Below are 24735 nucleotides of genomic sequence, written 5' to 3'. Positions count from 1 at the left end.
ACGACGAAGGAGTGTAGTTCAGGATCTCCAACCAACGTTGAATATTGATACGAAGTGGAGATCTTAAATATCTAGTGCCTCGTCCTCGATTCTCATCTCCGCTTTCATTTGTTTCTGAAAATACACCGTATACCCATAAGCACAACATCCTCCAACGATATTCCCAATCGCAATGCCTATAAATAACCCTTCAACGCCGTAGATCTGACTGCCGAACCAAGCAGCCGGTAAGGTGAAAATAAATAATCGAGCGAAGTTCCAAAAGAAGGCTCTGAGCGGTAGGTGCATGGCATTTAAACCGCTGACTAATATCATCACAATGCCCTGAAATCCGTAGCTAAATGGGACGATAAGTAGAAAGTGCCATAAGGTTTGTTGTACACCTTGATCTTGATGTACCGTTTCTTGGCTAAATAATGACGCAATTGGCCAGCTTAATGGCACCATCAAAACAAACAATCCAAATTGAAAGAGTAACGAAAATCGCATGGCAATAAATAAGGCGTCGAAGCTGCGCTGTGGGTTTTTGGCTCCCATGTTTTGAGCAATAAAAGGCATGAGTATGGAGCTAAGTGACATCAAAACGATGATCATTATTGATTCTATCCGTAGTGCTGCGCCATAGGCGGCGACAGATTCAGTCCCAAACTTAGCGAGTATGATCATTAATATAGCGCCAGATAGAGGATTCATCGCACTTGAGAAAGCCGCCGGAGTACCAATTTTTAGGATTTGCTTCCAATCATGAATGATGTAATTGAACTGTGGTAGCGCCACCATCTTTTCGCGATAAATTAATACATAAAGAATGGCGATTAATGCGCCTAGCCAACTCACGGCACTGGCAATAGCTGCGCCTTGAATGCCTAGCTCAGGAAATGGCCCATATCCAAAGATGAGTAAAGGATCGAGCCCGCCATTAATAAAGCCAGCAGCCATCATTATTTTTGCGGAAGTTTTAGTGTCTCCCGTTGCTCGAATAACACTGTTACCGGCCATTGGAATCACTAATAACGGAATAGTGACATACCACACCGACATGTATTGGTCGATAAGTGGGAGCAGTTCTGGAGTGGCACCTAAATAAGTAAAGAGTGGCTCGATTGAAAAATAGCCGATAGTTGAGGCTATCATCACCAATAAAACGGCTAAGAGTAAACCATGGGTCGAAAATCGTGCTGCGTCTGCGCTATCGTCTTGTCCCAATAACTTTCCAACATTAGCGGATAATCCCATTCCAATCCCAAGCGTAATGCAACTTACCCCAAAAGTGACAGGGAAAGTAAAGCTTATTGCAGCTAGAGATTCTGTTCCTAATAATGAAATGAAAAAAGTATCGATAAGATTAAAGGTTAGAATCGCAAAGAGACCGAACATCATCGGCACGGTCATGGTTTTTAGAACGGTTTGGATATTGCCTGTGAGTAAACCATGTTTATCGATCATAGAAATGACAGCGTAGGTGGCGGAAAAAACAGGATACAGACTCATTAAAGCAAAAGCGAGAACGTAGGAGTGCAGTATCCTCGTATCTTGGCTGTGGTTTTTCTACTTTAGTCACATTTTTTTTCGCTTACCCCCTTGGGTTATGACCTGATCCCCCCAACATCTTTAGCAAGCCGAATGATTCGGTATCCCTAAAATTTCTATGAACATCTATCAGGAGAAACACACAGATGAACATTCGTCCTTTACACGACCGAGTTATCGTTGAGCGCCAAGAAGTTGAATCAAAATCTGCGGGTGGCATCGTATTAACGGGGTCTGCTGCGGAAAAATCAACACGCGGTATCGTTTTAGCGGTAGGCAAAGGTCGCATCTTAGAAAATGGCACAGTACAGCCGCTTGACGTAAAAGTGGGTGATTCAGTGATCTTCGCTGAAGGCTATGGCACTAAGTCTGAAAAAATCGATGGTAAAGAAGTTTTGATCATGTCTGAAAATGACATCATGGCGATCGTAGAATAAATCCTCTTCATTCTTGAAGTTGCAGCTTTGTTGGCTACGGTCACTCACCCCAATTACTTAGGCAAGCTAAGCTCATGGGGCTTTGTTTACTTGCCGCCTTACTGCAACATCAATTATTTTGAGGATTTGGATCAGAATTAAATTCAAACCAAAGCATTCAATAGATTTTATAAGGAATATTTAACATGGCAGCAAAAGACGTAAAATTTGGTAACGACGCACGAATTAAAATGCTAGAAGGTGTCAACATTCTAGCTGACGCAGTAAAAGTAACATTAGGGCCTAAAGGTCGTAACGTTGTTTTAGATAAATCTTACGGCGCTCCAACTATCACTAAAGATGGTGTGTCTGTGGCTCGTGAAATCGAACTAGAAGACAAATTCCAAAACATGGGCGCACAAATGGTGAAGCAAGTTGCTTCTCAAGCGAACGATGTAGCGGGTGACGGAACAACAACTGCGACGGTATTGGCGCAATCTATCATCACTGAAGGTCTTAAAGCGGTTGCTGCGGGCATGAACCCAATGGATCTTAAACGTGGTATCGACAAAGCCGTGACTGCGGCAGTGGAAGAACTGAAAAAACTTTCTAAGCCTTGTGCAACTAGCATTGAAATTGAACAAGTTGGCGCAATTTCAGCTAACGCAGATAGCACTATTGGTAAAATCATTGCTGAAGCGATGGACAAAGTTGGCCGTGATGGCGTGATCACGGTTGAAGAAGGTCAAGCATTGCAAGACGAGCTTGATGTAGTTGAAGGTATGCAATTTGACCGTGGTTACCTTTCTCCTTACTTCATTAACAACCAAGAAGCGGGCAGTGTTGATCTAGAAAGCCCATTCATTCTTCTTGTTGATAAGAAAATATCGAACATCCGTGAACTACTTCCAGCACTTGAAGCGGTTGCTAAAGCGTCGCGTCCACTGCTTATCATTGCAGAAGATGTGGAAGGCGAAGCACTTGCAACACTTGTTGTGAATAATATGCGCGGTATCGTGAAAGTGGCTGCGGTTAAAGCGCCTGGTTTTGGTGATCGTCGTAAAGCAATGCTACAAGATATCGCCGCGCTAACCGCTGGTACGGTAATTTCTGAAGAGATTGGTTTAGAGCTTGAAAAAGCAACACTAGAAGATCTTGGCCAAGCGAAGCGCGTCACTATCACTAAAGAAAACACTACTATTATTGATGGTGCTGGTGATGAAGTGATCATTCAAGGTCGCGTAACGCAAATTCGTCAACAAATCGAAGATGCTACGTCTGATTACGATAAAGAAAAGCTACAAGAGCGTGTCGCTAAACTTGCTGGTGGTGTTGCCGTAATTAAAGTAGGCGCAGCAACAGAAGTTGAAATGAAAGAGAAAAAAGACCGCGTTGAAGATGCATTACACGCGACTCGCGCTGCGGTTGAAGAAGGTATTGTTGCTGGTGGTGGTGTTGCACTTATTCGCGCAGCGGCAACAGTTGCTGCAAGTGGTTTAGTCGGTGATAACGAAGAGCAAAACGTCGGTATCCGTGTAGCGCTTCGCGCAATGGAATCACCAATTCGTCAAATCACTAAAAATGCTGGTGATGAAGAATCAGTTGTTGCTAACAACGTTCGCGCTGGAGAAGGTAACTACGGTTATAACGCAGCAACAGGTGAATATGGCGATATGATCGCAATGGGTATTTTGGATCCAACCAAAGTAACTCGTTCTGCGCTACAGTTCGCAGCATCAGTTGCCGGTCTTATGATCACAACTGAAGCGATGGTAACGGATAAGCCTCAAGATTCTGCTGGTATGCCTGATATGGGCGGCATGGGCGGAATGGGTGGTATGGGCGGCATGATGTAATGCAAGCCTAACAACCTTTAAGTACTAAAAGCCCCGCATGTGTTGAACATACGGGGCTTTTTCATTGAAATCCAATCTCGTCTTTACCGGTGGGAGGTCGGAAAATTAAACTCTCCCAACGGTAGATTAATGTTATAGAGATTAGTTAGCTGCCAGCTCACGACGAATGATCTTAGCGCCAGCGCTTAAGGCATTCAGTTTACCAGCTGCAACTTCGCGAGATAAAGGTGTCATGCCACAGTTGGTGCATGGGTATAGTTTATCAGCATCGACAAATTGTAGAGCTTTGCGCAAAGTATTCGCCACTTCTTCGGGGGTTTCAATAGTATCGGTTGCTACATCAATGGCGCCAACCATGACTTTTTTACCTCGAATCAGTTCCAATAGCTCCATTGGAACATGAGAGTTATGGCATTCTAATGAGATAATATCGATATTGGATTTTTGCAGTTTAGGAAAGGCTTCCTCATATTGTCGCCATTCGGTCCCGAGTGTTTTTTTCCAGTCGGTGTTGGCTTTAATGCCATAGCCGTAGCAAATATGTACTGCGGTTTCACATTTAAGCCCTTCAATTGCTCGTTCTAAAGTAGCAATTCCCCAATCATTGACTTCATCAAAAAATACATTAAAGGCAGGTTCATCAAATTGGATAATATCAACCCCAGCGGCCTCTAACTCTTTGGCTTCTTGATTCAATATTTTAGCGAATTCCCAAGCGAGTTTTTCACGACTTTTATAATGATCATCATAAAGGGTATCAATCATTGTCATAGGGCCAGGCAGTGCCCATTTGATTGGTTGCTTAGTTTGTTGACGTAAAAACTTAGCATCCTCAACAAATACCGACTTTTGGCGGCTAACCGGACCAACAACAGTTGGAACACTTGCTTCATAGCGATCACGAATTTTGACAGTTTTACGGTTCTCAAAATCCACACCGTTGAGGTGCTCAATAAATGTGGTTACAAAATGTTGGCGTGTTTGTTCGCCATCACTAACAATATCAATGCCTGCTTGTTGCTGAGTTTGTAAGGCGAGGCGCAGAGCATCGTGTTTGCCTTCGACTAATTCTTCATCTTGTAATTTCCAAGGAGACCAAAGTGTTTCCGGTTGTGCAAGCCATAAAGGTTTAGGTAAACTGCCAGCCGTTGATGTTGGTAATAAAGTTTTCATGATAAATAATGCGCCTATTTGAAGGAATGATTAACGTAGGGTCCATATAATTATTCAGCGTGCAGAACAAGACCATTGCTCAAGGATCGTTTGATAAGGTTTGATAAAGTTTTCTTCTGCAAATTTACCCTGATCATTGGCTAACGCACTGCGCTCTTCTCGGTCATAAACAATTTGAGTTAAAGAATGGTCCATATTATTTAGATCCGGTTTGTAAGATTCGCCTGCGGTGTTATTGGCATTATAAATCTCCGGTCGGTATATTTTTTGAAAAGTTTCCATTGTGCTAATGGTGCTTATAAGTTCGAGGTTCGTGTAATCATTGAGCAAATCACCAACATGATATAAAGCAAAGGGTGCAGCGCTGTTTGGCGGCATAAAGTAACGCACGTGCAATCCCATTTTTTTGAAGTATTGCTCAGTTAATGAAGACTCATTTGGCAGATATTCAACGCCTAATACAGGGTGTTGGTTTGCCGTACGGTGATAGGTTTTATTATCAGAAACGCTCAGGCATATCACGGGCGGTTTATCAAAGTTACTTTTGTAAATATCTGAATGAATAAATGATTTGAAAATGTTGCCGTGCAATTCACCAAAGTTATCTGGGATACTAAATTGAGTTTGATTTTTATTATGCTCTTGCAGTAATACGCTAAAATCATAATCTCGAACATAAGAGGAAAAATTATTTCCCACGATGCCTTCAATACGTTGGTTGGTTTGACTATCAACAATATTGGTTTTCAATACCTCGATTGATGGAAAGTATTCACCATTCCCTTCAACGTCAATATCAACCGAGACTATTTCCAGCTCAACAGAATAACGATTTCCAGTAGGGTTATCCCAATGTGCTAAGGCATTAAAACGATTGTTTATCATGGCTAAGGCGTTACGCAAATTTGATTGGCGATAATCGCCTCTGGCTAAATTAGCAAAGTTAGTCGTGATACGCGTGTTAACGGATGGGTGATAGTTTTCATCGAGACAAACACTCTTAAGGGTAAATGTAACGTTATTAATACTCATCTAGTTTCTAATTCCCTTTTTGTTCTTCCTTGTCTGTTGATTCATCCTAAAGGCTAATTAAAAATCAACAGCAATATGTATAAAGTGAAACGCTTAATATGTTTATACTTTGTTAATTAGATGAGTAATATTGATTTTACTTAATGCTTATGATGAATAAATTTCATGTTGCTCTATTTCGTTGTTTAGATGTGTGTTTTAGATGAGGGAGAAAATAGTTTGACGATACAGATAAGAAACCTCGTGGTTCATGAATATGATTTACAAGTCGATGACTGGGAGATTGCTCTGGGCCAGCACTGGGCGATTTTCTCAACCTATAGCCATTGTGGTTCTGTCATTGGTCGCTTACTCACTGGTGACTTGGCCATTGAGCAGGGGGAGGTTACGGGGCTTCCAAATCGCATTGGGTGGGTGTCTTTGTATCAACAACAACTTTTGCTCGATAAAGAATTATCAAATGATGACACTGACTTTATGGATCGATTGGATTATGGTTCCAGTGTTGAAGCTCTCGTTGCAGAAATGTGTACAGATCCTTCGGAACTTGACGATTTATTAGCACTTACCGATTTGATCCATTTACGCCAACGTGGCTTTCGTCAGCTTTCTACCGGTGAGACTCGTCGAGTGATGTTAGCGAGAGCGTTAGCGATTAATCCGACTCTATTGGTGTTAGACGAGCCGTACGCTGGGCTTGATATTGCACATCAACAAAGCCTTTCTGAGTTACTTAATCAGCTCTCTAAAACTATACAGATCATTGTGATTACCTCGCGTGAAGATGAAGTGCCTGACTGTATTACCCATGTGGCGATGTTTAACGCGGACGTCGATAAAGCTGGCCATAACACGCATCGTTTAAGCCCACCAATGACGATTGATGAGTGGCTCGCTCACCCTGTTATGGCGCAACTAAATCAATTGTCTCAACAACGCAGTGATGAAGTGTTGGAACTTATTAAGCGCCAGCGTTATCAACCGCAGTATCCAGATCCGCTGGTGGAATTAAAAAACGGTAAAGTGGAATATACCGATGGGCTGATTTTTAAAGATGTTAATTGGCGTATTAATAATGGTCAGCATTGGCAAGTTCGTGGTCCGAATGGTTGTGGGAAAAGTACTTTGCTTGGTTTGATTTTAGGTGATCATCCGCAATGTTATAGCAACGATATTACTTTGTTTGGTAAGCCGCGTGGCAGTGGTGAAACCATTTGGCAAGTCAAACAACAGATTGGCATTGTGTCTTCGGCGCTGCATTTGCAATATCGAGTGAATTGCAGTGCGCTTGAGATTTTGTTGTCTGGCTTTTTTGATTCGATTGGCTTGTATCAACAGCCGAGTAAGAAGCAGGTCGATTTAGCTAAAGATTGGTTGGCAATATTGCACATGACCGATTTTGAGAAAGTCAGCTTTAAACAACTCGATTATGGTCAGCAACGTTTGTTACTTATTGGCCGGGCTTTAATTAAGCAGCCAGTGTTATTGATTTTAGATGAGCCTTATCAAGGGTTAGATTTTATTAACCGAAAATTGGTGATGAATACTTTGAATATGATCGCTCAAGAAAATTTAAGTCAGCTGCTTTATGTTTCCCATCATGTGGATGATGCTTTGCCCGCAATTCAGAACTATGTCGATTTTGTAGGCGATATAGAGCAAGGGTATCAAGTAGAGGTAAGAGAGCGTATTTAGGAAATAAAGTCGAAGGTATTAACATTATGATCCTCAAAAGCTCGACCTGTTCATCGATCCGTTCAAGCTTTTGATAATCTGAAATAATGTAGAGTTACCGTTTTTGCTTTCGAGCCAGTTTTAATCTTCCGTACTTTGCTCTTCTTTACCAACTGTGCGGTTCATATTAATCGTTTTAGGGCGACGGCGTCTTTGAATGGTTTGATGGACACCTCGGCGTAAACCGTGGAAGCTTTTTTCTACTTTATCGACCCCCAGCAATACAAATAATGCCAGTATGGTAAAAATGATCGATTGATGTTCGTGTCCAAGGCCAATCATCAGCCCTAATGCAGCCAGAACCCAAATGACGGCGGCTGACGTCACGCCATGAATTTTGCCATCCATCGTCATCATCACGCCTGCCCCTAAAAAGCCAACACCAGTAATAATTTGGCCAAGTACTCGGGCTTGATCTAAGGTGTTAGGAGACAAAGAAACCGCCATTGCCATGAACAAATAGGTACCGGAAATAATTAAAATAGCGGTACGAATACCAACGGGCTTACCTCGGAGTTGGCGCTCTAATCCAATCAATATACCGTTGATTGCACAGGCTAAAAGTGACCACCAATTGAAAGGGGTGATATCAAGCCAAGTTGGATCCATGTTGTGTATTTTCCTGTAAAGAGTAAAAAATAGAATGGCGACTATGCCAATGTTTTTGTTTGAGATCTATTTTTATGATCATGATGATTTTTTATTGTAGCCGAAAAAATAATTGATGCAGTTGGTCGTTTTTATTTATGTGTTTTACGCATGTATTTAATGACTTGTTGTCACTTTTTTCATGGTTAGCAATTGACTATACTGTAGATAAGTAAACAAATTTTTATTTTTACCGCACGTTTGATCGCGTGAATCTGGAGACGTTATGTTTAAAGCATTAGTTCTAAACCAAGAAGAAAAACGCACCATTTCGAGTATTGAAATGTTAGATGAAACCACATTGCCTGAAGGTGATGTAATGGTGGCGGTGGAGTATTCTTCTTTAAACTACAAAGATGGTTTAGCCATTACAGGGAAAGGAAAAATCATTCGAAATTTCCCTATGGTTCCGGGTATCGATTTTGCAGGTACGGTTCTTGAATCAAAAGATATACGTTACAGCACAGGTGATAAAGTCGTATTAACGGGTTGGGGCGTGGGTGAAAATCATTGGGGTGGCATGGCACAAAAAGCCAGCCTGAAAGCCGATTGGTTAGTGCCACTTCCGCAAGGTTTTGATAGTAAGCAAGCCATGATGATCGGCACGGCTGGTTTCACTGCGATGTTATGTGTGCAAGCTATCCTCGATGGTGGCGTAAAACCTGAAGATGGCGAAATCTTAGTGACTGGTGCCAGTGGTGGCGTGGGTTCGGTTGCGGTGACTTTACTTAGCCAATTAGGTTATAAAGTGGCGGCTGTTACTGGCCGTGTTGAAACCAATGGCCCTTTACTCCAAGAGTTGGGTGCAGCGCGTATTATTGCTCGCAGTGAATTTGAAGAGCCCGCTCGACCATTAGAAAAGCAAATCTGGGCGGGTGCTGTTGATACCGCGGGAAGCAAGATGCTCGCGAAAGTATTAGCGCAAATGGATTACAACTCAGTGGTTGCCGCTTGTGGTTTGGCGGCGGGTTTTGATTTACCAACGACCGTGATGCCATTTATTTTGCGTAATGTGCGTTTGCAGGGTGTTGATTCAGTTAATTGCCCGAGTGAAAAACGCATCGCGGCGTGGAATAAGCTGGTGGATATTTTACCCGCCAGTTATTTTGACCAAGCCTGCACACAAGTGAGCTTAGAAGAAGTCTCTAAATACGCTGAAGATATCACTAACGGTCAAGTGACTGGGCGAGTGGTAATTAAGCTATAAAACCACTTTGAGGATTGAGTGCGCTGGCTTTCGATCTTCGAGGTGAGTAAGAAGATCTGAGATGCGAACAATTTTATCTGAGAGTTAATTAAATAAACAAAAGGCTAGGTGGTGCTTTGACATGAGTGCCCACTTAGTCTTTTTCTTTAGGATCTATCTTCTACTTCCAATTATTCGAATTTATTCTATTCCCATCACCTTCACCCTCTCGGCGATTAGCTTGCCACATTCTTGTTTCACGACTTTCCTTAACCATTCTTGTGCAGGTGAATGATGGCAGCGATCGTGCCAGATCATTGAATAGTCAAAAGGTTCTAACCGAAAGGGTAATTTTTTGATGATGAGATCATGACGCTTTGCCACCAAATAGGCTAAATCGGCAGGAACCGTAATGATCAGTGGAAGCGAGTCAATCACTGCTAATGCCGTTTCCAAATGATAAGAGCGCAACATCAGTTTTGGGTCTGGGTATCCAGTTAATGCTTCATCGATTAAGGCTTTAACGCCATCACTAATCGCGATCATGGCATGATGCGCGTTTAGATAATCCTCTAACGTTAAAGTTTTATCTGCCAAAGGATGAGATTTGGATAGCAAACAAAAAACGCTGACCTTTCCTAATGTGTCGCAATGCAAAGGCGCAACAGAATAGGTTGGACGACAAATAGCCAAATCAGCCCCTTGCGCCGTTAATTGTTGGGTAAGTTGCTGGTGTTGTAACGGTACAAGTTCTAAGCGGATATTGGGTGCTTCTTGATAAATACGCGGAAGTGCAAAGGGCAGAATAGTCTGAGTGGCATAATCCGTTGCCGCAATGGTGAATTTTTGTTGGCACGCTTTAGGATCAAAATCTTGTGGGGATAATAATTCTCGTAGATTTTCCAATGGCGCAGCAAGCGAACGATTAAAGTCGAGTGCTTTTTGGGTTGGCATTAATGCTTGGCCCTGCCGAGTAAAGAGTGGGTCATCCAGTAATAAACGCAATCGGCCTAATACTCGGCTCATTGCCGATTGACTTAAATTCAAGCGAACCGCGGCTTTGCTCACGCTACCTTCTTCGATTAACACCCGCAAGGCGACCAATAAATTCAAATCACGGCGGTAAATATCTTCGAGTTCCATGCGATTCCCCTTATTAAGATAAACGTAAATCCAGTGGTGTTTTGCTTTTTTCTCCGCCAATTTCTCGCGCTAATTTAGGAACTAGATAACCCGACACTTGGGTTAGTACGCCTGATATTATTTCTCGTGCTTTATCATCGGAAACGAAAAAATGCGCAGCGCCTTGGACTTTATCCAATACATGTAAGTAATAAGGTAATACACCGGCTTGAAATAAGGCTCGGCTTAAATCTACTTGAGCTTCAACACTGTCATTAACGCTTTTTAATAAGACACTTTGGTTTAATAAGGTTACGCCAATGTGTTTCAATTTAGCCAACGCCAGACTTAATTCCTGGTTGATCTCATTGGCATGATTAATGTGCGTCACCATCACCACTTGCAGGCGTGTGTTTTGTAATATGTCGCATAGATTTTCGGTGATCCTTGATGGGATCACCACAGGCAAACGGCTATGAATACGCAATGTCTTGATGTGGTCAATCTGGCTGATGGCTTCAATTAACCACTGCAATTCTTGATCTTTGGCCATTAATGGATCGCCACCCGATAAAATTACTTCATCCAGCTCTGGGTGCGAGGCAATATAATCAAGGCTAGTTTGCCATGCGTTCTTGCTGCCTTTGTTGTCTTGATAAGGAAAGTGGCGGCGGAAACAGTAGCGACAGTTTATCGCGCATCCTCCTTTTACGATCATCAAGACACGGCTTTTGTATTTATGCAGCAAGCCAGGGATCTCATTACTTTGCTCATCTAAAGGATCGGCTGAATAGTCATCATGGATTTCGAACTCTTCATGTAATGGCAGAACTTGGCGTAGTAATGGATCGTATGGGTTGCCTTTTTCCATTCTATCGACAAAACTTTGTGGGACGCGTTGAGCAAAAAGTTGACGCGCTTTCATTCCTTTAAGCCATGGCGTTGGATCAATATTGAGTTGATTGAGTAATTCTAATGGATCCGAAATCGCGCCACTTAATTCAGATAACCACTGATTTTGGCTATTTGAATCGGTTTTTACCGGTATTTGTGTGAAAGAAGGCGAGGATTTTGGGTGGTTTTGCTCAACAGTCTCGACTTTTCGGGTTATGATATGCGGCATTGAAATTAACTCAAAATTTGTAAGAGGACATCATGGCTACAGTTAGCACTAATGAATTCAAAGGTGGTTTAAAGTTCATGTTTGATAATGAGCCTTGCTCGATCATCGACAATGAATACGTTAAGCCAGGTAAAGGCCAAGCGTTTAACCGTGTGAAGTTGCGTAAACTTTTGTCCGGTAAAACGTTAGAAAAAACATTCAAATCAGGCGAAAGCTTTGAACAAGCTGACGTTGTTGATATTGAGCTTGGCTACTTGTACAACGATGGTGAATTCTACCATTTCATGAACAATGAAACCTTTGAGCAACTTGCCGCTGACACGAAAGCCGTGGGCGATATGGCTAAATGGTTAGTTGAAAATGACGTGTGTACGCTAACGTTATGGAATAATACTCCGATCACAGTCACTCCACCAAATTTTGTTGAGCTTGCGGTAACAGAAACCGATCCTGGCCTAAAAGGTGATACTCAAGGTACTGGCGGTAAACCAGCCACTTTGAGCACTGGCGCTGTCGTTCGTGTTCCATTATTCATCACCATTGGTGAAGTGGTTAAAGTGGATACGCGTACTGGCGAATATGTTGGTCGTGTTAAGTAATTTTCTTTGTCATTGAAGATTAAGTAATACCGATACTAAAAAGCGAGTCACTTAATTTAAGTGGCTCGCTTTTTTATTACGGAAAGAATATTTTCGAAGGGCTTTGTTCGAGAAATTTATTTCATCACCCGAAGCAAAGCGCCTGTAAACCTAAGATCTTTTTCGTTATAGCAAGAAAATGAACACAACTGCTAACACACTGACTAATGCGGCAAATGCATAACAAGTAATCTTGCCGATTAAACCTGTGTGAAATTTAAGATCATGCATGCCATGGTGAACACGGTGCATAGCATGCCACATTGGTAGCGCAATAGAGGCGATTAAAAATAATGCCCCGATAAAGCTGCTAGCAAAAGCATGTGCTCTTAAGAAATTAAAAGTGCTCATATCGAACACGCCTAATGGCATTAAGATGCCAAGTACTAAAATAGTAACAGGTGTGATCATGGCGAACCACGTGCCACCTGCACCAAATAAAGACCACCAAATTGGTTCATCTGAACGTCTTGGGTTTGGATTAATCATGTTTATCTCCTACACCAAAGCCAATACAATTAATGAGATCACAACAACAGCGGCCCATTGTGTGGCAATAATTACTGTTGAAGCTAATAGCTTGCCTTTTACTCGAATTGGCATGACTTGCGGCATCATGCTAAAGAAAGTAGCCGCATGAAATAAGCTACCCGCTAGGGCCACGATATTGATCGCGATCACCAATGGGTTTTGCATAAAGTGCTGCCATTGCATCCAAGCTTGTGGTCCTTTGACTAAGCTGGCTAATCCACAAAGCATGAACAATGTGAATAAAATGAGTGGCAATACCGTTGCTTCACGCACCATATAAAAGCGATAGAACGGATGTTTGCTCCACCAAGTACGCTCCATAGTGCGAACATAAGGCTTACGTTTACTCATCCTAGAACTCCTCAGACTTAAACATAGAGATAATGAAATCCATTGAAGATTCCACTTTGCCTTGGTTTACCGCTCCGGCTGGATCAACATGTTTAGGACATACTTTCGAGCAATAACCAACAAAGGTACAACCCCAAGCGCCATTATCGCTGTTGATTAGCTTCATACGCTCAGCTTTACCGTTATCACGGCTATCAAGGTTGTAGCGATGAGCTAGCGTCAGTGCTGCAGGGCCGATAAATTCAGGGTTTAAGCCAAATTGAGGGCACGCAGCGTAACAAAGACCACAGTTGATACAGTTGGCAAATTGCTTATATTTTTCCATCTGCGCTGGGGTTTGTTTATTCACACCGTCTTCTGGTGTGCGGTCATTGCCAATAATATAAGGCTTGATCGCTTCTAAACGCTCGATAAAAGAACTCATGTCCACGATAAGATCTTTTTCGATTGGGAAGTTAGCTAAAGGCTCAATGGTGACACCGGTTGGGTATTCTCGCATGAAACTCTTACAGGCGAGTTTTGGCACTTTATCGACCATCACGCCGCAAGAGCCACAAATCGCCATACGGCAAGACCAGCGATATGAAAGGCTTTTATCAAGATGATCTTTAATATAACCAATCGCATCTAAGATCGATGTCGTGTCATCGCAGGGTACGTCAAAGGTTTGTAAATAAGGGGCGCTGTCCATTTCTGGGTTGTAGCGCATCATGTGTACTTTTTGATTTCGAGTTTCTTTTGGTAAATGGATAGCAGTAGCAGACATTATTTGGTCTCCTTCGCATCAGCCGCTTCTTTGGCTGCCGCTTCTTCAGCCGCCGCGCCATATAGGCGAGCTTTAGGCTGAGACTTAGTGATTTTTACTGGGCTGTAATCGATCACTGGCGCGGCATCTTCTTGGTAGAACGACAGGGTGTGCTTTAAGAAATTTTCATCGTCGCGAGTAGTACAACCTTCATCTAAACGTTGGTGTGCTCCGCGAGATTCGGTACGACGAATTGCCGATTGGGCCATCGCTTCGGCGACATCTAAGCCATAACCAATTTCAATTGCATAAAGCAGATCGGTGTTAAATACCTGACCTTTATTTTGAATGCTGATTTTTTTGTAGCGCGCTTTCAGTTCAGTCAGCTTATCAATAGTGGCTTGCATCAAGTCTTCTTGACGGTAAATACCACAACCGGATTCCATCGAATGACCCATTTCGGTGCGAATATCTGACCAGCTTTCATCGCCTTCTTGGTTGAGAAGAGTTTGAATGCGATCTTCGGTCGCTTGAATTTGAGCGTTGATGCTAGCGTCGTTCCAGCCTTTGAATTCTTTTGCTCGTTGCGCGGCATGTTCACCAGCAACACGACCAAAGACCACAAATTCAGCCAATGAATTTGAACCTAAACGGTTCGCGCCATGTAAGCCAACTGATGCACATTCACCAACAGCAAATAGACCTTTAATGCGAGTTTCACACTGGCCGTTGGTTTCAATTCCGCCCATGGTGTAGTGCACGGTTGGGCGAATGGGAATTGGCTCTTTAGCTGGATCAACGTTGACGTAAGCTTTAGCTAGTTCGCAGATAAATGGCAGACGCTCATTTAGGTATTCCTCTCCTAAATGACGTAAATCAAGCATGACCACATCACCAAGCGGGTGTTTGATGGTGTTGCCTTTTTGCTGTTCGTGCCAGAACGCTTGAGACACTTTGTCACGCGGGCCAAGTTCCATATATTTGTTTTTCGGCTCGCCAACCGGGGTTTCAGGGCCCATGCCGTAATCTTGCAAGTAACGGTAGCCATTTTTATTAACGATGATGCCGCCTTCACCACGACAGCCTTCGGTCATTAAAATGCCCGTGCCAGGTAAACCCGTTGGATGATATTGCACAAATTCCATGTCACGTAGCGGTACGCCGTGACGGTACGCCATTGCCATACCATCGCCAGTCACAATGCCGCCATTGGTGTTGGTGTGATAAACACGACCCGCGCCGCCAGTGGCCAGTACGACTGATTTTGCTTTGATCGCAACTAGCTCGCCTTCAGACATGTGGATCGCAACAATGCCTTGGGCTTCTTTTGTTGTTTCGTTATGAGCAATACCTTCGCCATCAACGGTTTCTTCATTAACGAGCAGATCGACCACGAAGTATTCATCGAAACGTTTGATGTTTGGGTATTTGATTGAGGTTTGGAAAAGAGTGTGCAGCATATGGAAGCCGGTTTTATCGGCGGCAAACCAAGTGCGTTCGATTTTCATGCCACCAAAACGGCGCACGTTCACATCACCATTTTCTTTACGACTCCAAGGGCAACCCCATTGCTCCATTTGGATCATTTCGCGAGTAGAATTCGCAACGAAATATTCAACAACATCCTGTTCACATAGCCAATCACCACCACCAACAGTATCGTTGAAATGGTTGTCTAAGCTGTCTTCTTCCTTGATAACTGCTGCTGAACCGCCTTCGGCAGCAACCGTGTGTGAACGCATCGGATACACTTTTGAAATCAGTGCTACTTCAAGTTCAGGGTTTGCTTCTGCTGCCGCAATTGCAGTACGTAAGCCAGCGCCGCCAGCTCCGATTACTGCGATATCTGTGGTTATGACTTTCACAGTTATCCTCCAGTGTGTGAGGGCTCATGTAGATACCGTTTTAGTTTATTTGAGGGTCTTCATGAGCACGATTGGAAAAATAGTTTTTTTTGACAGGGGCAAGTGTATGCAACTCTTTGGCGAAATAAATTGATCTGACTGGGTATATAGGTGTGATAATACTCCTAAATGGGTACCTTAAAGTCAAAGCTGTTATTGGTGTCTGATTTTCAATAAAAATTATGATGAAAGAGAGCGCTGTTGATGGCGCGATTTGATTTAACTGAGGGGTAAATTGAGTAGCATAGGCGGTTCTGCTTTCTTTGTATTGTTGGGCGATTTATTATTCGTACTTACTTTATTTTATGAGATCGTATGATGCAGCAGTGGCAACCTTCCGCTTCAATTCCCCAGCTTCAACAGCGAGCAAAGCTGATCCAACAAATCCGTGCATTTTTTGCAAATAGAAATGTGCTTGAAGTCGATACGCCTGCAATGAGTCATGCGACGGTGACCGATGTTCATCTGCATACCTTTAAAACCGAATTCATCGGCCCGGATTTCGCGCATGGCCAACCTGTCTTCTTGATGACCAGCCCTGAATTTCATATGAAGCGCTTATTGGCGGCCGGCAGCGGCTGTATTTATCAAATCAATAAAGCCTTTCGTAATGAAGAAAATGGCCGTTATCACAACCCAGAATTTACGATGTTGGAATGGTATCGAGTCGGTTTTGATCACCATGATCTAATGGCTGAAATGGATGCGTTATTACAATTGGTTTTATCGTGCCAATCATGCGAAAAAATGACCTATCAGCAAGCATTCTTGCAAGTATTACAAGTGTGTCCACTAGAAGGGAGCATGCAGCAGTTGAAGCAAGCGGCAGCGACTTTAGGTCTATCGGATATTGCTGAGCCTGAACAAGATCGAGATACGTTACTCCAATTGTTATTTAGCATTGGTATTGAGCCACACATAGGGAAAATCGTGCCAGTCATGGTTTATGATTTTCCAGCATCACAAGCAGCGCTAGCCAAAATCAATCAAGATGATAAACGTGTTGCAGATCGATTTGAGGTGTATTTTAAAGGCATGGAACTGGCGAATGGTTTCCATGAGTTAGATGATGCCAAAGAGCAGCTTTCTCGCTTTGAGCAAGACAATCAGCAACGATTGGCAATGGGATTAAAACCACAACCGATAGATCATCATTTAATTGCCGCATTAGACGCAGGTTTACCCCAATGCGCAGGAGTCGCATTGGGTATTGATCGCTTGATTATGCTGGCGATCGGTTGTGATCATATCGATCAAGTCACTGCATTTCCGTTTCCTAGAGCGTGATCGGGTGTACTGGCAAGCTTACAAGTATAAGATTAAAAATAATGAGAAATGGACAGATAACGCGTGCGGATATGCTCGATTAATAACCTAACATTGTTAGGAAGTTGTCGAGTGAAAGGATACACCGCATACACTCCCAGTTTTTTCCCAACCTGTTCAGGGAAAATATCGATTAATTCCCCATTACGTAGATCGTGGTAGACAAGGCAGCGAGGTAAATAAGCCACACCATGCCCAGCTAATACGGCTTTGCGGAGTGCGGTTGCATTATCGGTAGAAAAAGATCCGGTCACCTTAATTAAATAATTACCTTTATTTCCCTTAAATTCCCAGTCGCAAGCGCCCGTTGTTTGGTAGGCGTATTGCAAGCAATTGTGTGTGGTTAAATCGCTTGGTTGAAGTGGTTTTCCGTTGCGAGCGACATAAGTGGGAGAAGCGCACACGACCCATTGAGAATCTAAAATATGACGGGCGATTAAACTGGAGTCGTCTAAGTAGCCAGTACGAATAGCTAAGCCATAACCGCCTTCAATTAAATCAACAAATCGATTATCGAGAGACATATCGACCGTTAATCCTGGGTGTAAATTACAAAATTCTGCCACGGCATCCGCTAAGATGAGATCGCCAGAGATGGTTGGCACTGACATTTTTATATGACCACTGATATTTTCGCCCAACCCCGCTACGGCATCGATCGCTTCTTGAGTGGCGAGCTTCACATTTATCGCACTTGCCAGTAGAGCTTTACCTGCTTCGGTTAGCGTCAATTTACGCGTTGTTCGATATAATAGCTGTACTCCTAACTCCTTTTCTAATCTTGTTATTCTTTTACTAACTACTGAATTTGTAAGGTTATTTTTATCTACGACCTTAGTGAAGCTCCCCAGCTCGACGACCTGAGCGAATAAAATTAAATCATCAGCTCTCATTAATTAAACCTATTTTGGAAAGAATGAAATTCATTATTTCCCTAAATGCATAAAATAAAAAGCCCTATATTCACTCCGAGTTAACAACTTGTTCATAAATTATAAAAATAACGTGAAACGAAGTTCATTACTTAATTCGCACCTTACACAGGCGAATTAAGGCATCAATTAAGATTAAGAGCTTAACGACAAGGAAGCAGCCTATGAATGATTCATTATTAGCCATCATCGCATTTTCTCCCATAGTGGTAGCTGCGGTTCTTTTGGTTGGTCTTAATTGGCCAGCGAAAAAAGCCATGCCAGTTGCATTTGGATTAACCGTTTTGATTGCGTTAACTTTTTGGGATATGTCAGCCAATAGAGTGATTGCCTCGATATTGCAAGGGTTAGGGGTCACGGTAACTGTGTTGTGGATTGTGTTTGGAGCGATCCTTTTACTCAATACCTTAAAATACACAGGAGCCATCACGACCATTCGGAATGGTTTTATCGATATTTCACCCGATCGCCGAGTTCAAGCCATTATCATTGCTTGGTGTTTTGGTTCGTTTATCGAGGGCGCTTCTGGATTTGGTACGCCTGCAGCGATTGTGGCTCCACTGCTTGTCGCGATTGGTTTTCCTGCGCTGGCGGCGGTGTTAATGGGCATGATGATCCAATCAACACCGGTTTCTTTTGGCGCGGTTGGCACGCCTATTTTAATCGGTGTAAGTAAGGGGTTAGATACCCATAATATTACCGAAACTTTAGTGTCTCATGGCTCTAATTGGGAGGCATACCTACAACAAATTACCTCGACCGTTGCATTGACTCATGCGGTTGTGGGGACATTGATTCCTGTGCTTATGGCAATGATGCTGACTCGTTTTTTTGGTCAGAAACGCAGTTGGACTGCCGGATTGGATATTCTGCCATTTGCTTTGTTTTCAGGCATTGCCTTCACGGTGCCTTATGCGATAACCGGGGTGTTTCTTGGTCCTGAATTTCCATCGCTAGTGGGCGGGCTATTTGGATTGGCCATTGTAGTTACCGCAGCAAAGTTCAATTTCCTTGTACCTAAAACCACTTGGGATTTTCCTCAAGAGAAAGATTGGCCCGCCCAATGGTTAGGTTCATTAAAAATGAATCTTGATGAGATTAAAACTAAACCGATGGGCTTGGTGTTAGCGTGGTTACCTTATTTATTGTTAGCCATCATTTTAGTATTAAGCCGTGTGAATAAAGACTTTTTGGGCTGGTTGCTAAGCATCAATGTGTCCTTCAATAATATTTTAGGTGAAGCCGGAGTGAGTACCTCTATTGCACCTCTTTATTTACCTGGTGGGATCCTGGTTTTTGTTGCTTTACTCGCGGTATTACTGCAGTCACGTAGTTTGGTTCCGATGGGAAAAGCATTGGGCGAATCTACCAAGACGTTGATTGGCGCTGGATTTGTACTGGTTTTTACCATTCCAATGGTGCGCATATTTATTAACTCTGGTGTGAATTACTCGGATTTAGCCAGTATGCCAGTTATGACTGCAAACTTTGCCTCGAATGCGGTTGGCGAGGCTTTCCCTGCTTTAAGTGCCACCGTTGGTGCGCTGGGAGCTTTTATCGCTGGATCGAATACGATTTCTAATATGATGTTTAGTCAATTTCAATTTGAAGCTGCACAGACGTTGGGAATATCCAGTGTTGTTGTTATTGCCTTACAAGCAGTCGGCGCAGCAGCAGGTAACATGATTGCTATTCATAATGTTGTGGCTGCTTCGGCAACGGTAGGTCTACTTGGACGAGAAGGCATCATTTTACGCAAGACCATTATACCGACATTTTATTATTTGGTGGTGACTGGTGTGATCGGAATGGTATTGATTTACGGAGTCCACATGACCGATGTTTTGATGGTATCCCCATAATATCGATTTATAAATTAAAAGATTAAATGAGTAATCGCTGGCTATGGAATGTGAATAGCCAGCTCTTTATCGGAGAAGCCCATGCGTATTTATCCTGCAAAACCGAAAAAGGTGTATTTCTACGCCACTTGTCTTGTGGATGTCTTTGATCCAGAGGCAGGTCTTGATGCCATGACGTTATTAGAACAGCAAGGGATCGATGTCGTTTTTATTGAAAAGCAAACATGCTGCGGTCAGCCTGCTTACACTTCCGGTTATGATGATGAAGCGAAACAAATCGCGCTAAGCCAAATCGCACTGTTTCCTAAACCTTACCCGGTGATTGTATTATCCGGCTCTTGTGGTGGGATGATGCATCATCATTATCGTCGTTTATTTAAAGAAGATAGCCACCAAGAAAAGGTGGGTGAATTTTGTGATCGCGTATTTGAGCTAACGGAATTTTTAATTAAAGTGTGCAGAATTCGCTTGGAAGATCAAGGCGATCCTATGGCGGTAGTGATGCATACTTCATGTGCCGCTCGTCGTGAAATGAATGTACATGTTACTGCCACACAGCTTATCGAACAGTTAGATAATGTGGATCTACGAATGCAAGATTATGAAAGTGAATGTTGCGGTTTCGGTGGCACATTCTCTGTTCGTCATCCGGATATTTCGGCCGCCATGGTAGAAGATAAAACTCACCATATCCTTGAAACCAAAGCAGAAACACTGGTGAGCGCCGATTGGGGGTGTCTACTGAATATTAACGGCGCTCTTGAATATCAAGGGAAGGCGATGCGTGGACGACATTTAGCGAGCTTTTTATTAGAGCGTACGCAAAGGAGCCCATCATGAGCCAGTCACCGGAGCACTTTCATGAGCAAGCAAAGGTAGCGCTTGCCGATCCGCAATTACGTGCCAATTTTAGAGGTGCGATGGATTACCTACAGGATAAGCGTAAAAGCGTTTTTCCTAATGCCACAGAAGAAGCGGACATTCGAGATTTAGCGGAATCTATTCGTCAGCGAAGTTTACGAAAACTCCCGGAATTACTTGAGCAACTTGAAGCTAACTGTATTGATAATGGTATCCAAGTTCATTGGGCGTTAAATGCAGAAGAAGCCAATCAGATTATTGCCAAGATTGCGGAACGTCATCAAGCCAAGATGATCATCAAAGGTAAATCGATGGTCAGTGAAGAAGTAGAACTTAATCATGAGATGGCGAAGCTGGGCATAGAGTGCCTTGAAAGTGATATGGGTGAATACATTGTTCAGCTTGATGGCGATAAACCATCGCACATTATCATGCCGGCTATTCATAAAAACAAACAAGAGGTCAGTGATACTTTTGAAAAGAATCTTGACGATTTCACGCCGACAGTCGATGTTGATGAATTGATCCAAACTGGTCGAACACGTTTACGCCAAAAATTTCATGATGCCGATATTGGTTTGTCTGGTGTGAACTTTGCGGTCGCCCAAACGGGCACATTATGCTTAGTTGAAAATGAAGGCAATGGCCGCATGTCGACGACCATTCCGAATGTTCATATTGCGATCACGGGGATTGAAAAAGTCGTCGAAAACCTGGCGGATGTACCGCCACTGTTTAGTGCTTTAACTCGTTCTGCCACCGGACAGGCGATCACCACTTACTTTAATATGATCACATCACCGAGAAAGCCAGGTGAAAAAGATGGGCCGAAAGAAGTACATTTAGTGCTGCTTGATAACGGTAGAAGCCAAGCCTATCAAGATGAAGAGATGCGTAAAACCTTACAGTGTATTCGCTGCGGTGCCTGCATGAATCATTGCCCTGTGTACACCAAAATTGGCGGTCATGCTTATGGCACGGTTTATCCGGGGCCAATAGGAAAGATCATCTCACCGCATCTTTTAGGCTTAGATAAAACGAAAGATTTAGTGACGGCGTCAAGTTTATGTGGGGCGTGTGGTGAGGTGTGTCCGGTTCGGATCCCCATACCTGAAATGTTGCAGCGTTTACGACGTGAAGCAAAAAATGATCCCAAGCCAAATACGGTACCAATTCAAGGGCAAAAATCAGCCGCGAGTCGTAGTGAACATATTGCGATGCAAGGATTTGCTTATGCGGCTTCTCACCCCAGTCTCTATCATTTTGGAACCGGAATGGCGACAAAATTGCGCTCATTCATGCCTAGCAAAATAGGGCCTTGGACTCAATGTCGAACTGCGCCTAAATTGGCTAAGCGATCACTGCACCACATCATGGCTCAACGTCATAAACTTAGCGGGGAAAAATAATGACGACTTCTCGTAACCAGATTTTAGAGCGTTTAAAAATGGCAAAGGTCAGCTCACAGGCGCAGAAGGATATAGCGTTTCACCCTTGGGGAAGTGATGGTAAAAAAACAAATGAACAGAAAATGACTCGATTTTGCCAGGCTTTGAGCGCAAGTCATGCTGAGATTAAATCCATCCATAGTGAGCAGCTAAGCCAAACATTAAATCAGTTGAGCGGTGAGAAGGGATGGAAAAAGGCTGTCATTGGTACGCAAGGAAAATGGCACCATGTTTTTCAACAAAGCCTTACCGGAATTGATGTGAAAGAATTTAGTCAGGAGATAGAAGGTTGGAAAACTGAACTATTTACTAATATTGATGTAGGTATTACGCATGTTCTAGCGGGGATTGCCGATACTGGAACGTTGGTATTATGGCCTACACCACAAGAACCAAGAACTTTATCTCTAGTGCCACCTTGTCATGTTGCGGTTATTCATGCTTCGACCTTACATCATCATTTTTTGGAAGTTATGGCGGTGCAGAATTGGGCGGATAACATGCCAACCAATGCGTTGTTGATTTCAGGGCCCTCTAAAACGGCGGATATTCAACAAACGTTGGCTTATGGGGCTCATGGGCCCAGTGAACTGATCGTCGTGATTTTAGAGGATCAATAAGCCGCTTCTTAGCTGACTAAAATACTGGTTCCAACGACCGCCAGCACCGCCCCCATCCACGCAAAAGGAGAGGGGCGTTGTTTGGTGTAGATCCAAAGCAACGGTAAAATCATAATCGGGGTGGTGGAGGATAATAGCGCCACCATGCCAACATTACCTTTCTGTAGCGCGTATAAAATTAATGTCATGCCGAACACCATTGCTAGCAGACCATTAATGGCGGTGATGCCTAAAATTTTCCAGTTAATATGTTGCAACGGTTTGGCAATGTTTGCGCCGGTTGCTCTTAATGTCAGATGAGCAGCAAAAGCGGTGATCATTCGAATCGCAGAAGCGGCCACTGGATCGGCGGCGGTTTCCATGACGGGCTTGGCGATGATTCCTCCCATTGCTTGGCAAAACGCAGCTAATAAACCTAATCCTATCGCGATATGAATTTTGCCTCGAACGGCTTCCCAAATATGTTGATTGGCTTGCTTACGGCCAAAGAAAATAGCAATGACGACACCAGAAAAAACCATGGTGGCTCCGAATAGCTCTTTTCCACTTAAGGTTTCATGAAATAACCAATACCCCAAAATCGTTGAAAATACCGCATGACAAGAAAATAATAATCCTGCTTGCCGAGGTCCCATGCGATTCATGCAGGCAAAAAGAGCGGTATCACCAATAAATATTCCAACAAAACCAGACAGCGCCATCGGCAATATGTGACTTGATTCTATGCTTGCCCAGCCACCAATAAACCATGCCAAGCTAGTCAGCATGACGGCAGTGCAACCCATGCGCCAACGGCTATAAGCAAATGAACCTAAATGGCGCGCAGGCGTCACCGATATTAAGCTAGAAATCGCCCATAAAGCGGCAGCAGTGAGGGCTAACCATTCGTAGGTCATAATACGTTTTCTTCCTTGAAAGCCATGTTTTGTTATTACGAGATGGCGCTTTTAATTAAGGTCGGTTATTGCCACAAAAATGAGCTAGGTTGGGGATAAAGTGCAATCGCATTGGCGGGACAATCACAAAACACACCATCCACACCAATATCAGACAACCACTGCCAATCCTCAGGCTGATTGACCGTATAGACAAATACCGATAAGCCGAGCTCTTTGGCATGTTGGACATAATCTTCATCGATAATATCAAGATCTAAATTAATGCTAATGGCGCCTAACTGGGCCGCAAATGCTGCTTTATCAATGCCCTTAGATGCGGTAAGCGCACCGAGAATCCACTGCGGTTGTTCATCTTTTATCTGTTTTAACCAATCATGATTAAAAGAAGAAATGACTAATTGTCCAAGTCGGAAATGACATTGTGTAAGGGCAAAATCAAGATGATGATAAAGTAGGTCGAAATGTTGTATGCCTTTCACTTCAATATTTAACGCACATTTTCCATCAATGAGTTGTAATACTTCAATTAATGTCGGAATGCTTTCTGTTTTGGCGATTTTTACTTTCTTGAGTTTCTCACTACTCAACCAATGCAATTTTCCAATATGGTCGGTGGTGCGATTTAGCCATTTATCGTGAATAACCCAAAATTGGCCATCATGCTCATGCACATCGATCTCAATGGCTTGGCAGCCAATATCTAAAGCCGCTTGAATGGCAGATAAGGTATTCTCAGGATGTGTTGAACGAGCGCCTCGATGAGCAATAATGAGCATAAGTAGAGTGCCATGATTTTTA

General features: G+C 43.1%; 23 protein-coding genes. 10 read left to right on the top strand and 13 right to left on the bottom strand.

The window, feature by feature from the left end; all coding sequences use genetic code 11:
* Positions 1 to 63: 63 nt before the first annotated feature.
* The gene (locus FH976_RS07965; protein WP_194090338.1) at positions 64 to 1446 is read right to left on the bottom strand and encodes an MATE family efflux transporter; all 1383 of its coding nucleotides are present in this window, start codon (positions 1444 to 1446) and stop codon (positions 64 to 66) included.
* A 230-nt stretch (positions 1447 to 1676) separates the two neighbouring features.
* Here FH976_RS07965 and FH976_RS07960 point away from each other — a divergent pair, with 230 nt between their 5' ends.
* Positions 1677 to 1967, top strand: coding sequence for a co-chaperone GroES (locus FH976_RS07960; protein ID WP_190331336.1), 291 nt, complete (start codon positions 1677 to 1679; stop codon positions 1965 to 1967).
* Positions 1968 to 2152: 185 nt separating this feature from the next.
* Positions 2153 to 3802 carry a chaperonin GroEL gene (groL, locus tag FH976_RS07955; RefSeq protein WP_194090337.1) on the top strand — a complete coding sequence of 550 codons (1650 nt, stop codon included), beginning with the start codon at positions 2153 to 2155 and terminating at the stop codon, positions 3800 to 3802.
* A gap of 141 nt (positions 3803 to 3943) precedes the next feature.
* Here the strand turns inward: groL and FH976_RS07950 are convergent, their stop codons facing one another.
* Positions 3944 to 4975 carry a methionine synthase gene (locus FH976_RS07950; RefSeq protein WP_194090336.1) on the bottom strand — a complete coding sequence of 344 codons (1032 nt, stop codon included), beginning with the start codon at positions 4973 to 4975 and terminating at the stop codon, positions 3944 to 3946.
* A 54-nt stretch (positions 4976 to 5029) separates the two neighbouring features.
* A complete protein-coding gene (locus tag FH976_RS07945; RefSeq protein WP_194090335.1) occupies positions 5030 to 6007 on the bottom strand; it encodes a DUF1852 domain-containing protein in 978 nt (325 codons plus the stop codon).
* Between the two features lie 225 nt (positions 6008 to 6232).
* Here FH976_RS07945 and FH976_RS07940 point away from each other — a divergent pair, with 225 nt between their 5' ends.
* Positions 6233 to 7702, top strand: coding sequence for an ATP-binding cassette domain-containing protein (locus FH976_RS07940; RefSeq protein ID WP_324187416.1), 1470 nt, complete (start codon positions 6233 to 6235; stop codon positions 7700 to 7702).
* 120 nt (positions 7703 to 7822) lie between these two features.
* Here FH976_RS07940 and FH976_RS07935 read toward each other — a convergent pair whose 3' ends face one another.
* Complete coding sequence (locus FH976_RS07935) at positions 7823 to 8350, bottom strand: MgtC/SapB family protein (RefSeq protein WP_194090333.1); 528 nt, start codon at positions 8348 to 8350, stop codon at positions 7823 to 7825.
* 265 nt (positions 8351 to 8615) lie between these two features.
* Here FH976_RS07935 and acuI point away from each other — a divergent pair, with 265 nt between their 5' ends.
* The gene (gene acuI / locus FH976_RS07930) at positions 8616 to 9596 is read left to right on the top strand and encodes an acrylyl-CoA reductase (NADPH) (protein ID WP_194090332.1); all 981 of its coding nucleotides are present in this window, start codon (positions 8616 to 8618) and stop codon (positions 9594 to 9596) included.
* Between the two features lie 180 nt (positions 9597 to 9776).
* Here the strand turns inward: acuI and FH976_RS07925 are convergent, their stop codons facing one another.
* Both FH976_RS07925 and epmB read right to left on the bottom strand, forming a co-directional pair.
* Positions 9777 to 10718: a LysR family transcriptional regulator gene (locus FH976_RS07925; RefSeq protein ID WP_194090331.1), complete on the bottom strand. Its 942-nt coding sequence runs from the start codon at positions 10716 to 10718 to the stop codon at positions 9777 to 9779.
* 13 nt (positions 10719 to 10731) lie between these two features.
* Positions 10732 to 11820 (bottom strand): EF-P beta-lysylation protein EpmB, encoded by a 1089-nt coding sequence (gene epmB, locus FH976_RS07920; RefSeq protein ID WP_194090330.1) that lies wholly within the window; start codon positions 11818 to 11820, stop codon positions 10732 to 10734.
* A gap of 32 nt (positions 11821 to 11852) precedes the next feature.
* On the opposite strand from epmB, the gene efp reads away from it, so the two are divergent.
* The gene (gene efp / locus FH976_RS07915; RefSeq protein ID WP_194090329.1) at positions 11853 to 12419 is read left to right on the top strand and encodes an elongation factor P; all 567 of its coding nucleotides are present in this window, start codon (positions 11853 to 11855) and stop codon (positions 12417 to 12419) included.
* Between the two features lie 165 nt (positions 12420 to 12584).
* Here the strand turns inward: efp and frdD are convergent, their stop codons facing one another.
* Genes frdD through frdA form a run of 4 tightly spaced genes read right to left on the bottom strand, consistent with a single transcriptional unit; the run spans position 12585 to position 15950 of the window.
* Complete coding sequence (gene frdD, locus FH976_RS07910) at positions 12585 to 12947, bottom strand: fumarate reductase subunit FrdD (RefSeq protein ID WP_194090328.1); 363 nt, start codon at positions 12945 to 12947, stop codon at positions 12585 to 12587.
* A 9-nt stretch (positions 12948 to 12956) separates the two neighbouring features.
* Positions 12957 to 13340: a fumarate reductase subunit FrdC gene (gene frdC / locus FH976_RS07905; RefSeq protein WP_194090327.1), complete on the bottom strand. Its 384-nt coding sequence runs from the start codon at positions 13338 to 13340 to the stop codon at positions 12957 to 12959.
* 1 nt (position 13341) lies between these two features.
* A complete protein-coding gene (locus tag FH976_RS07900; RefSeq protein WP_194090326.1) occupies positions 13342 to 14106 on the bottom strand; it encodes a succinate dehydrogenase/fumarate reductase iron-sulfur subunit in 765 nt (254 codons plus the stop codon).
* On the bottom strand, positions 14106 to 15950 hold the full coding sequence (gene frdA, locus FH976_RS07895) for a fumarate reductase (quinol) flavoprotein subunit (protein WP_194090325.1): 1845 nt from the start codon (positions 15948 to 15950) through the stop codon (positions 14106 to 14108). The genes FH976_RS07900 and frdA overlap by 1 nt, the downstream gene beginning before the upstream one ends.
* Positions 15951 to 16304: 354 nt before the next feature.
* Here frdA and epmA point away from each other — a divergent pair, with 354 nt between their 5' ends.
* The gene (gene epmA, locus FH976_RS07890) at positions 16305 to 17276 is read left to right on the top strand and encodes an elongation factor P--(R)-beta-lysine ligase (protein WP_194090324.1); all 972 of its coding nucleotides are present in this window, start codon (positions 16305 to 16307) and stop codon (positions 17274 to 17276) included.
* A gap of 32 nt (positions 17277 to 17308) precedes the next feature.
* Here epmA and FH976_RS07885 read toward each other — a convergent pair whose 3' ends face one another.
* On the bottom strand, positions 17309 to 18208 hold the full coding sequence (locus FH976_RS07885; RefSeq protein ID WP_194090323.1) for a LysR family transcriptional regulator: 900 nt from the start codon (positions 18206 to 18208) through the stop codon (positions 17309 to 17311).
* A gap of 203 nt (positions 18209 to 18411) precedes the next feature.
* On the opposite strand from FH976_RS07885, the gene FH976_RS07880 reads away from it, so the two are divergent.
* The 4 genes from FH976_RS07880 to FH976_RS07865 all read left to right on the top strand — a co-directional run bounded on the left by FH976_RS07880 (position 18412) and on the right by FH976_RS07865 (position 23038).
* Complete coding sequence (locus tag FH976_RS07880; protein ID WP_194090322.1) at positions 18412 to 20109, top strand: L-lactate permease; 1698 nt, start codon at positions 18412 to 18414, stop codon at positions 20107 to 20109.
* A gap of 81 nt (positions 20110 to 20190) precedes the next feature.
* On the top strand, positions 20191 to 20949 hold the full coding sequence (locus FH976_RS07875; protein WP_194090321.1) for a (Fe-S)-binding protein: 759 nt from the start codon (positions 20191 to 20193) through the stop codon (positions 20947 to 20949).
* On the top strand, positions 20946 to 22379 hold the full coding sequence (locus FH976_RS07870) for a LutB/LldF family L-lactate oxidation iron-sulfur protein (RefSeq protein WP_194090320.1): 1434 nt from the start codon (positions 20946 to 20948) through the stop codon (positions 22377 to 22379). Before FH976_RS07875 ends, FH976_RS07870 begins: the two co-directional genes overlap by 4 nt.
* Positions 22379 to 23038, top strand: coding sequence for a LutC/YkgG family protein (locus FH976_RS07865; protein ID WP_194090319.1), 660 nt, complete (start codon positions 22379 to 22381; stop codon positions 23036 to 23038). Before FH976_RS07870 ends, FH976_RS07865 begins: the two co-directional genes overlap by 1 nt.
* An 8-nt stretch (positions 23039 to 23046) precedes the next feature.
* Here the strand turns inward: FH976_RS07865 and FH976_RS07860 are convergent, their stop codons facing one another.
* Complete coding sequence (locus FH976_RS07860) at positions 23047 to 23934, bottom strand: DMT family transporter (protein WP_194090318.1); 888 nt, start codon at positions 23932 to 23934, stop codon at positions 23047 to 23049.
* Positions 23935 to 23999: 65 nt separating this feature from the next.
* Positions 24000 to 24713: a glycerophosphodiester phosphodiesterase gene (locus tag FH976_RS07855; RefSeq protein WP_194090317.1), complete on the bottom strand. Its 714-nt coding sequence runs from the start codon at positions 24711 to 24713 to the stop codon at positions 24000 to 24002.
* Between the last annotated feature and the right edge of the window lie 22 nt (positions 24714 to 24735).

Origin of the sequence: Vibrio hibernica (genome assembly GCF_015223435.1) — a bacterium.
In the GTDB taxonomy this organism is placed as follows: Bacteria; Pseudomonadota; Gammaproteobacteria; order Enterobacterales; family Vibrionaceae; genus Vibrio; species Vibrio hibernica.
This window is presented reverse-complemented; position numbering and strand designations above follow the sequence as displayed.

Coding starts and splice junctions, on each gene's coding strand:
- FH976_RS07965 (WP_194090338.1), bottom strand. CDS start 1,446: ATGATCGATAAACATGGTTTACTCACAGGCAATATCCAAACCGTTCTA.
- FH976_RS07960 (WP_190331336.1), top strand. CDS start 1,677: ATGAACATTCGTCCTTTACACGACCGAGTTATCGTTGAGCGCCAAGAA.
- groL (WP_194090337.1), top strand. CDS start 2,153: ATGGCAGCAAAAGACGTAAAATTTGGTAACGACGCACGAATTAAAATG.
- FH976_RS07950 (WP_194090336.1), bottom strand. CDS start 4,975: ATGAAAACTTTATTACCAACATCAACGGCTGGCAGTTTACCTAAACCT.
- FH976_RS07945 (WP_194090335.1), bottom strand. CDS start 6,007: ATGAGTATTAATAACGTTACATTTACCCTTAAGAGTGTTTGTCTCGAT.
- FH976_RS07935 (WP_194090333.1), bottom strand. CDS start 8,350: ATGGATCCAACTTGGCTTGATATCACCCCTTTCAATTGGTGGTCACTT.
- acuI (WP_194090332.1), top strand. CDS start 8,616: ATGTTTAAAGCATTAGTTCTAAACCAAGAAGAAAAACGCACCATTTCG.
- FH976_RS07925 (WP_194090331.1), bottom strand. CDS start 10,718: ATGGAACTCGAAGATATTTACCGCCGTGATTTGAATTTATTGGTCGCC.
- epmB (WP_194090330.1), bottom strand. CDS start 11,820: ATGCCGCATATCATAACCCGAAAAGTCGAGACTGTTGAGCAAAACCAC.
- efp (WP_194090329.1), top strand. CDS start 11,853: ATGGCTACAGTTAGCACTAATGAATTCAAAGGTGGTTTAAAGTTCATG.
- frdD (WP_194090328.1), bottom strand. CDS start 12,947: ATGATTAATCCAAACCCAAGACGTTCAGATGAACCAATTTGGTGGTCT.
- frdC (WP_194090327.1), bottom strand. CDS start 13,340: ATGAGTAAACGTAAGCCTTATGTTCGCACTATGGAGCGTACTTGGTGG.
- FH976_RS07900 (WP_194090326.1), bottom strand. CDS start 14,106: ATGTCTGCTACTGCTATCCATTTACCAAAAGAAACTCGAAATCAAAAA.
- epmA (WP_194090324.1), top strand. CDS start 16,305: ATGATGCAGCAGTGGCAACCTTCCGCTTCAATTCCCCAGCTTCAACAG.
- FH976_RS07885 (WP_194090323.1), bottom strand. CDS start 18,208: ATGAGAGCTGATGATTTAATTTTATTCGCTCAGGTCGTCGAGCTGGGG.
- FH976_RS07880 (WP_194090322.1), top strand. CDS start 18,412: ATGAATGATTCATTATTAGCCATCATCGCATTTTCTCCCATAGTGGTA.
- FH976_RS07875 (WP_194090321.1), top strand. CDS start 20,191: ATGCGTATTTATCCTGCAAAACCGAAAAAGGTGTATTTCTACGCCACT.
- FH976_RS07870 (WP_194090320.1), top strand. CDS start 20,946: ATGAGCCAGTCACCGGAGCACTTTCATGAGCAAGCAAAGGTAGCGCTT.
- FH976_RS07865 (WP_194090319.1), top strand. CDS start 22,379: ATGACGACTTCTCGTAACCAGATTTTAGAGCGTTTAAAAATGGCAAAG.
- FH976_RS07860 (WP_194090318.1), bottom strand. CDS start 23,934: ATGACCTACGAATGGTTAGCCCTCACTGCTGCCGCTTTATGGGCGATT.
- FH976_RS07855 (WP_194090317.1), bottom strand. CDS start 24,713: ATGCTCATTATTGCTCATCGAGGCGCTCGTTCAACACATCCTGAGAAT.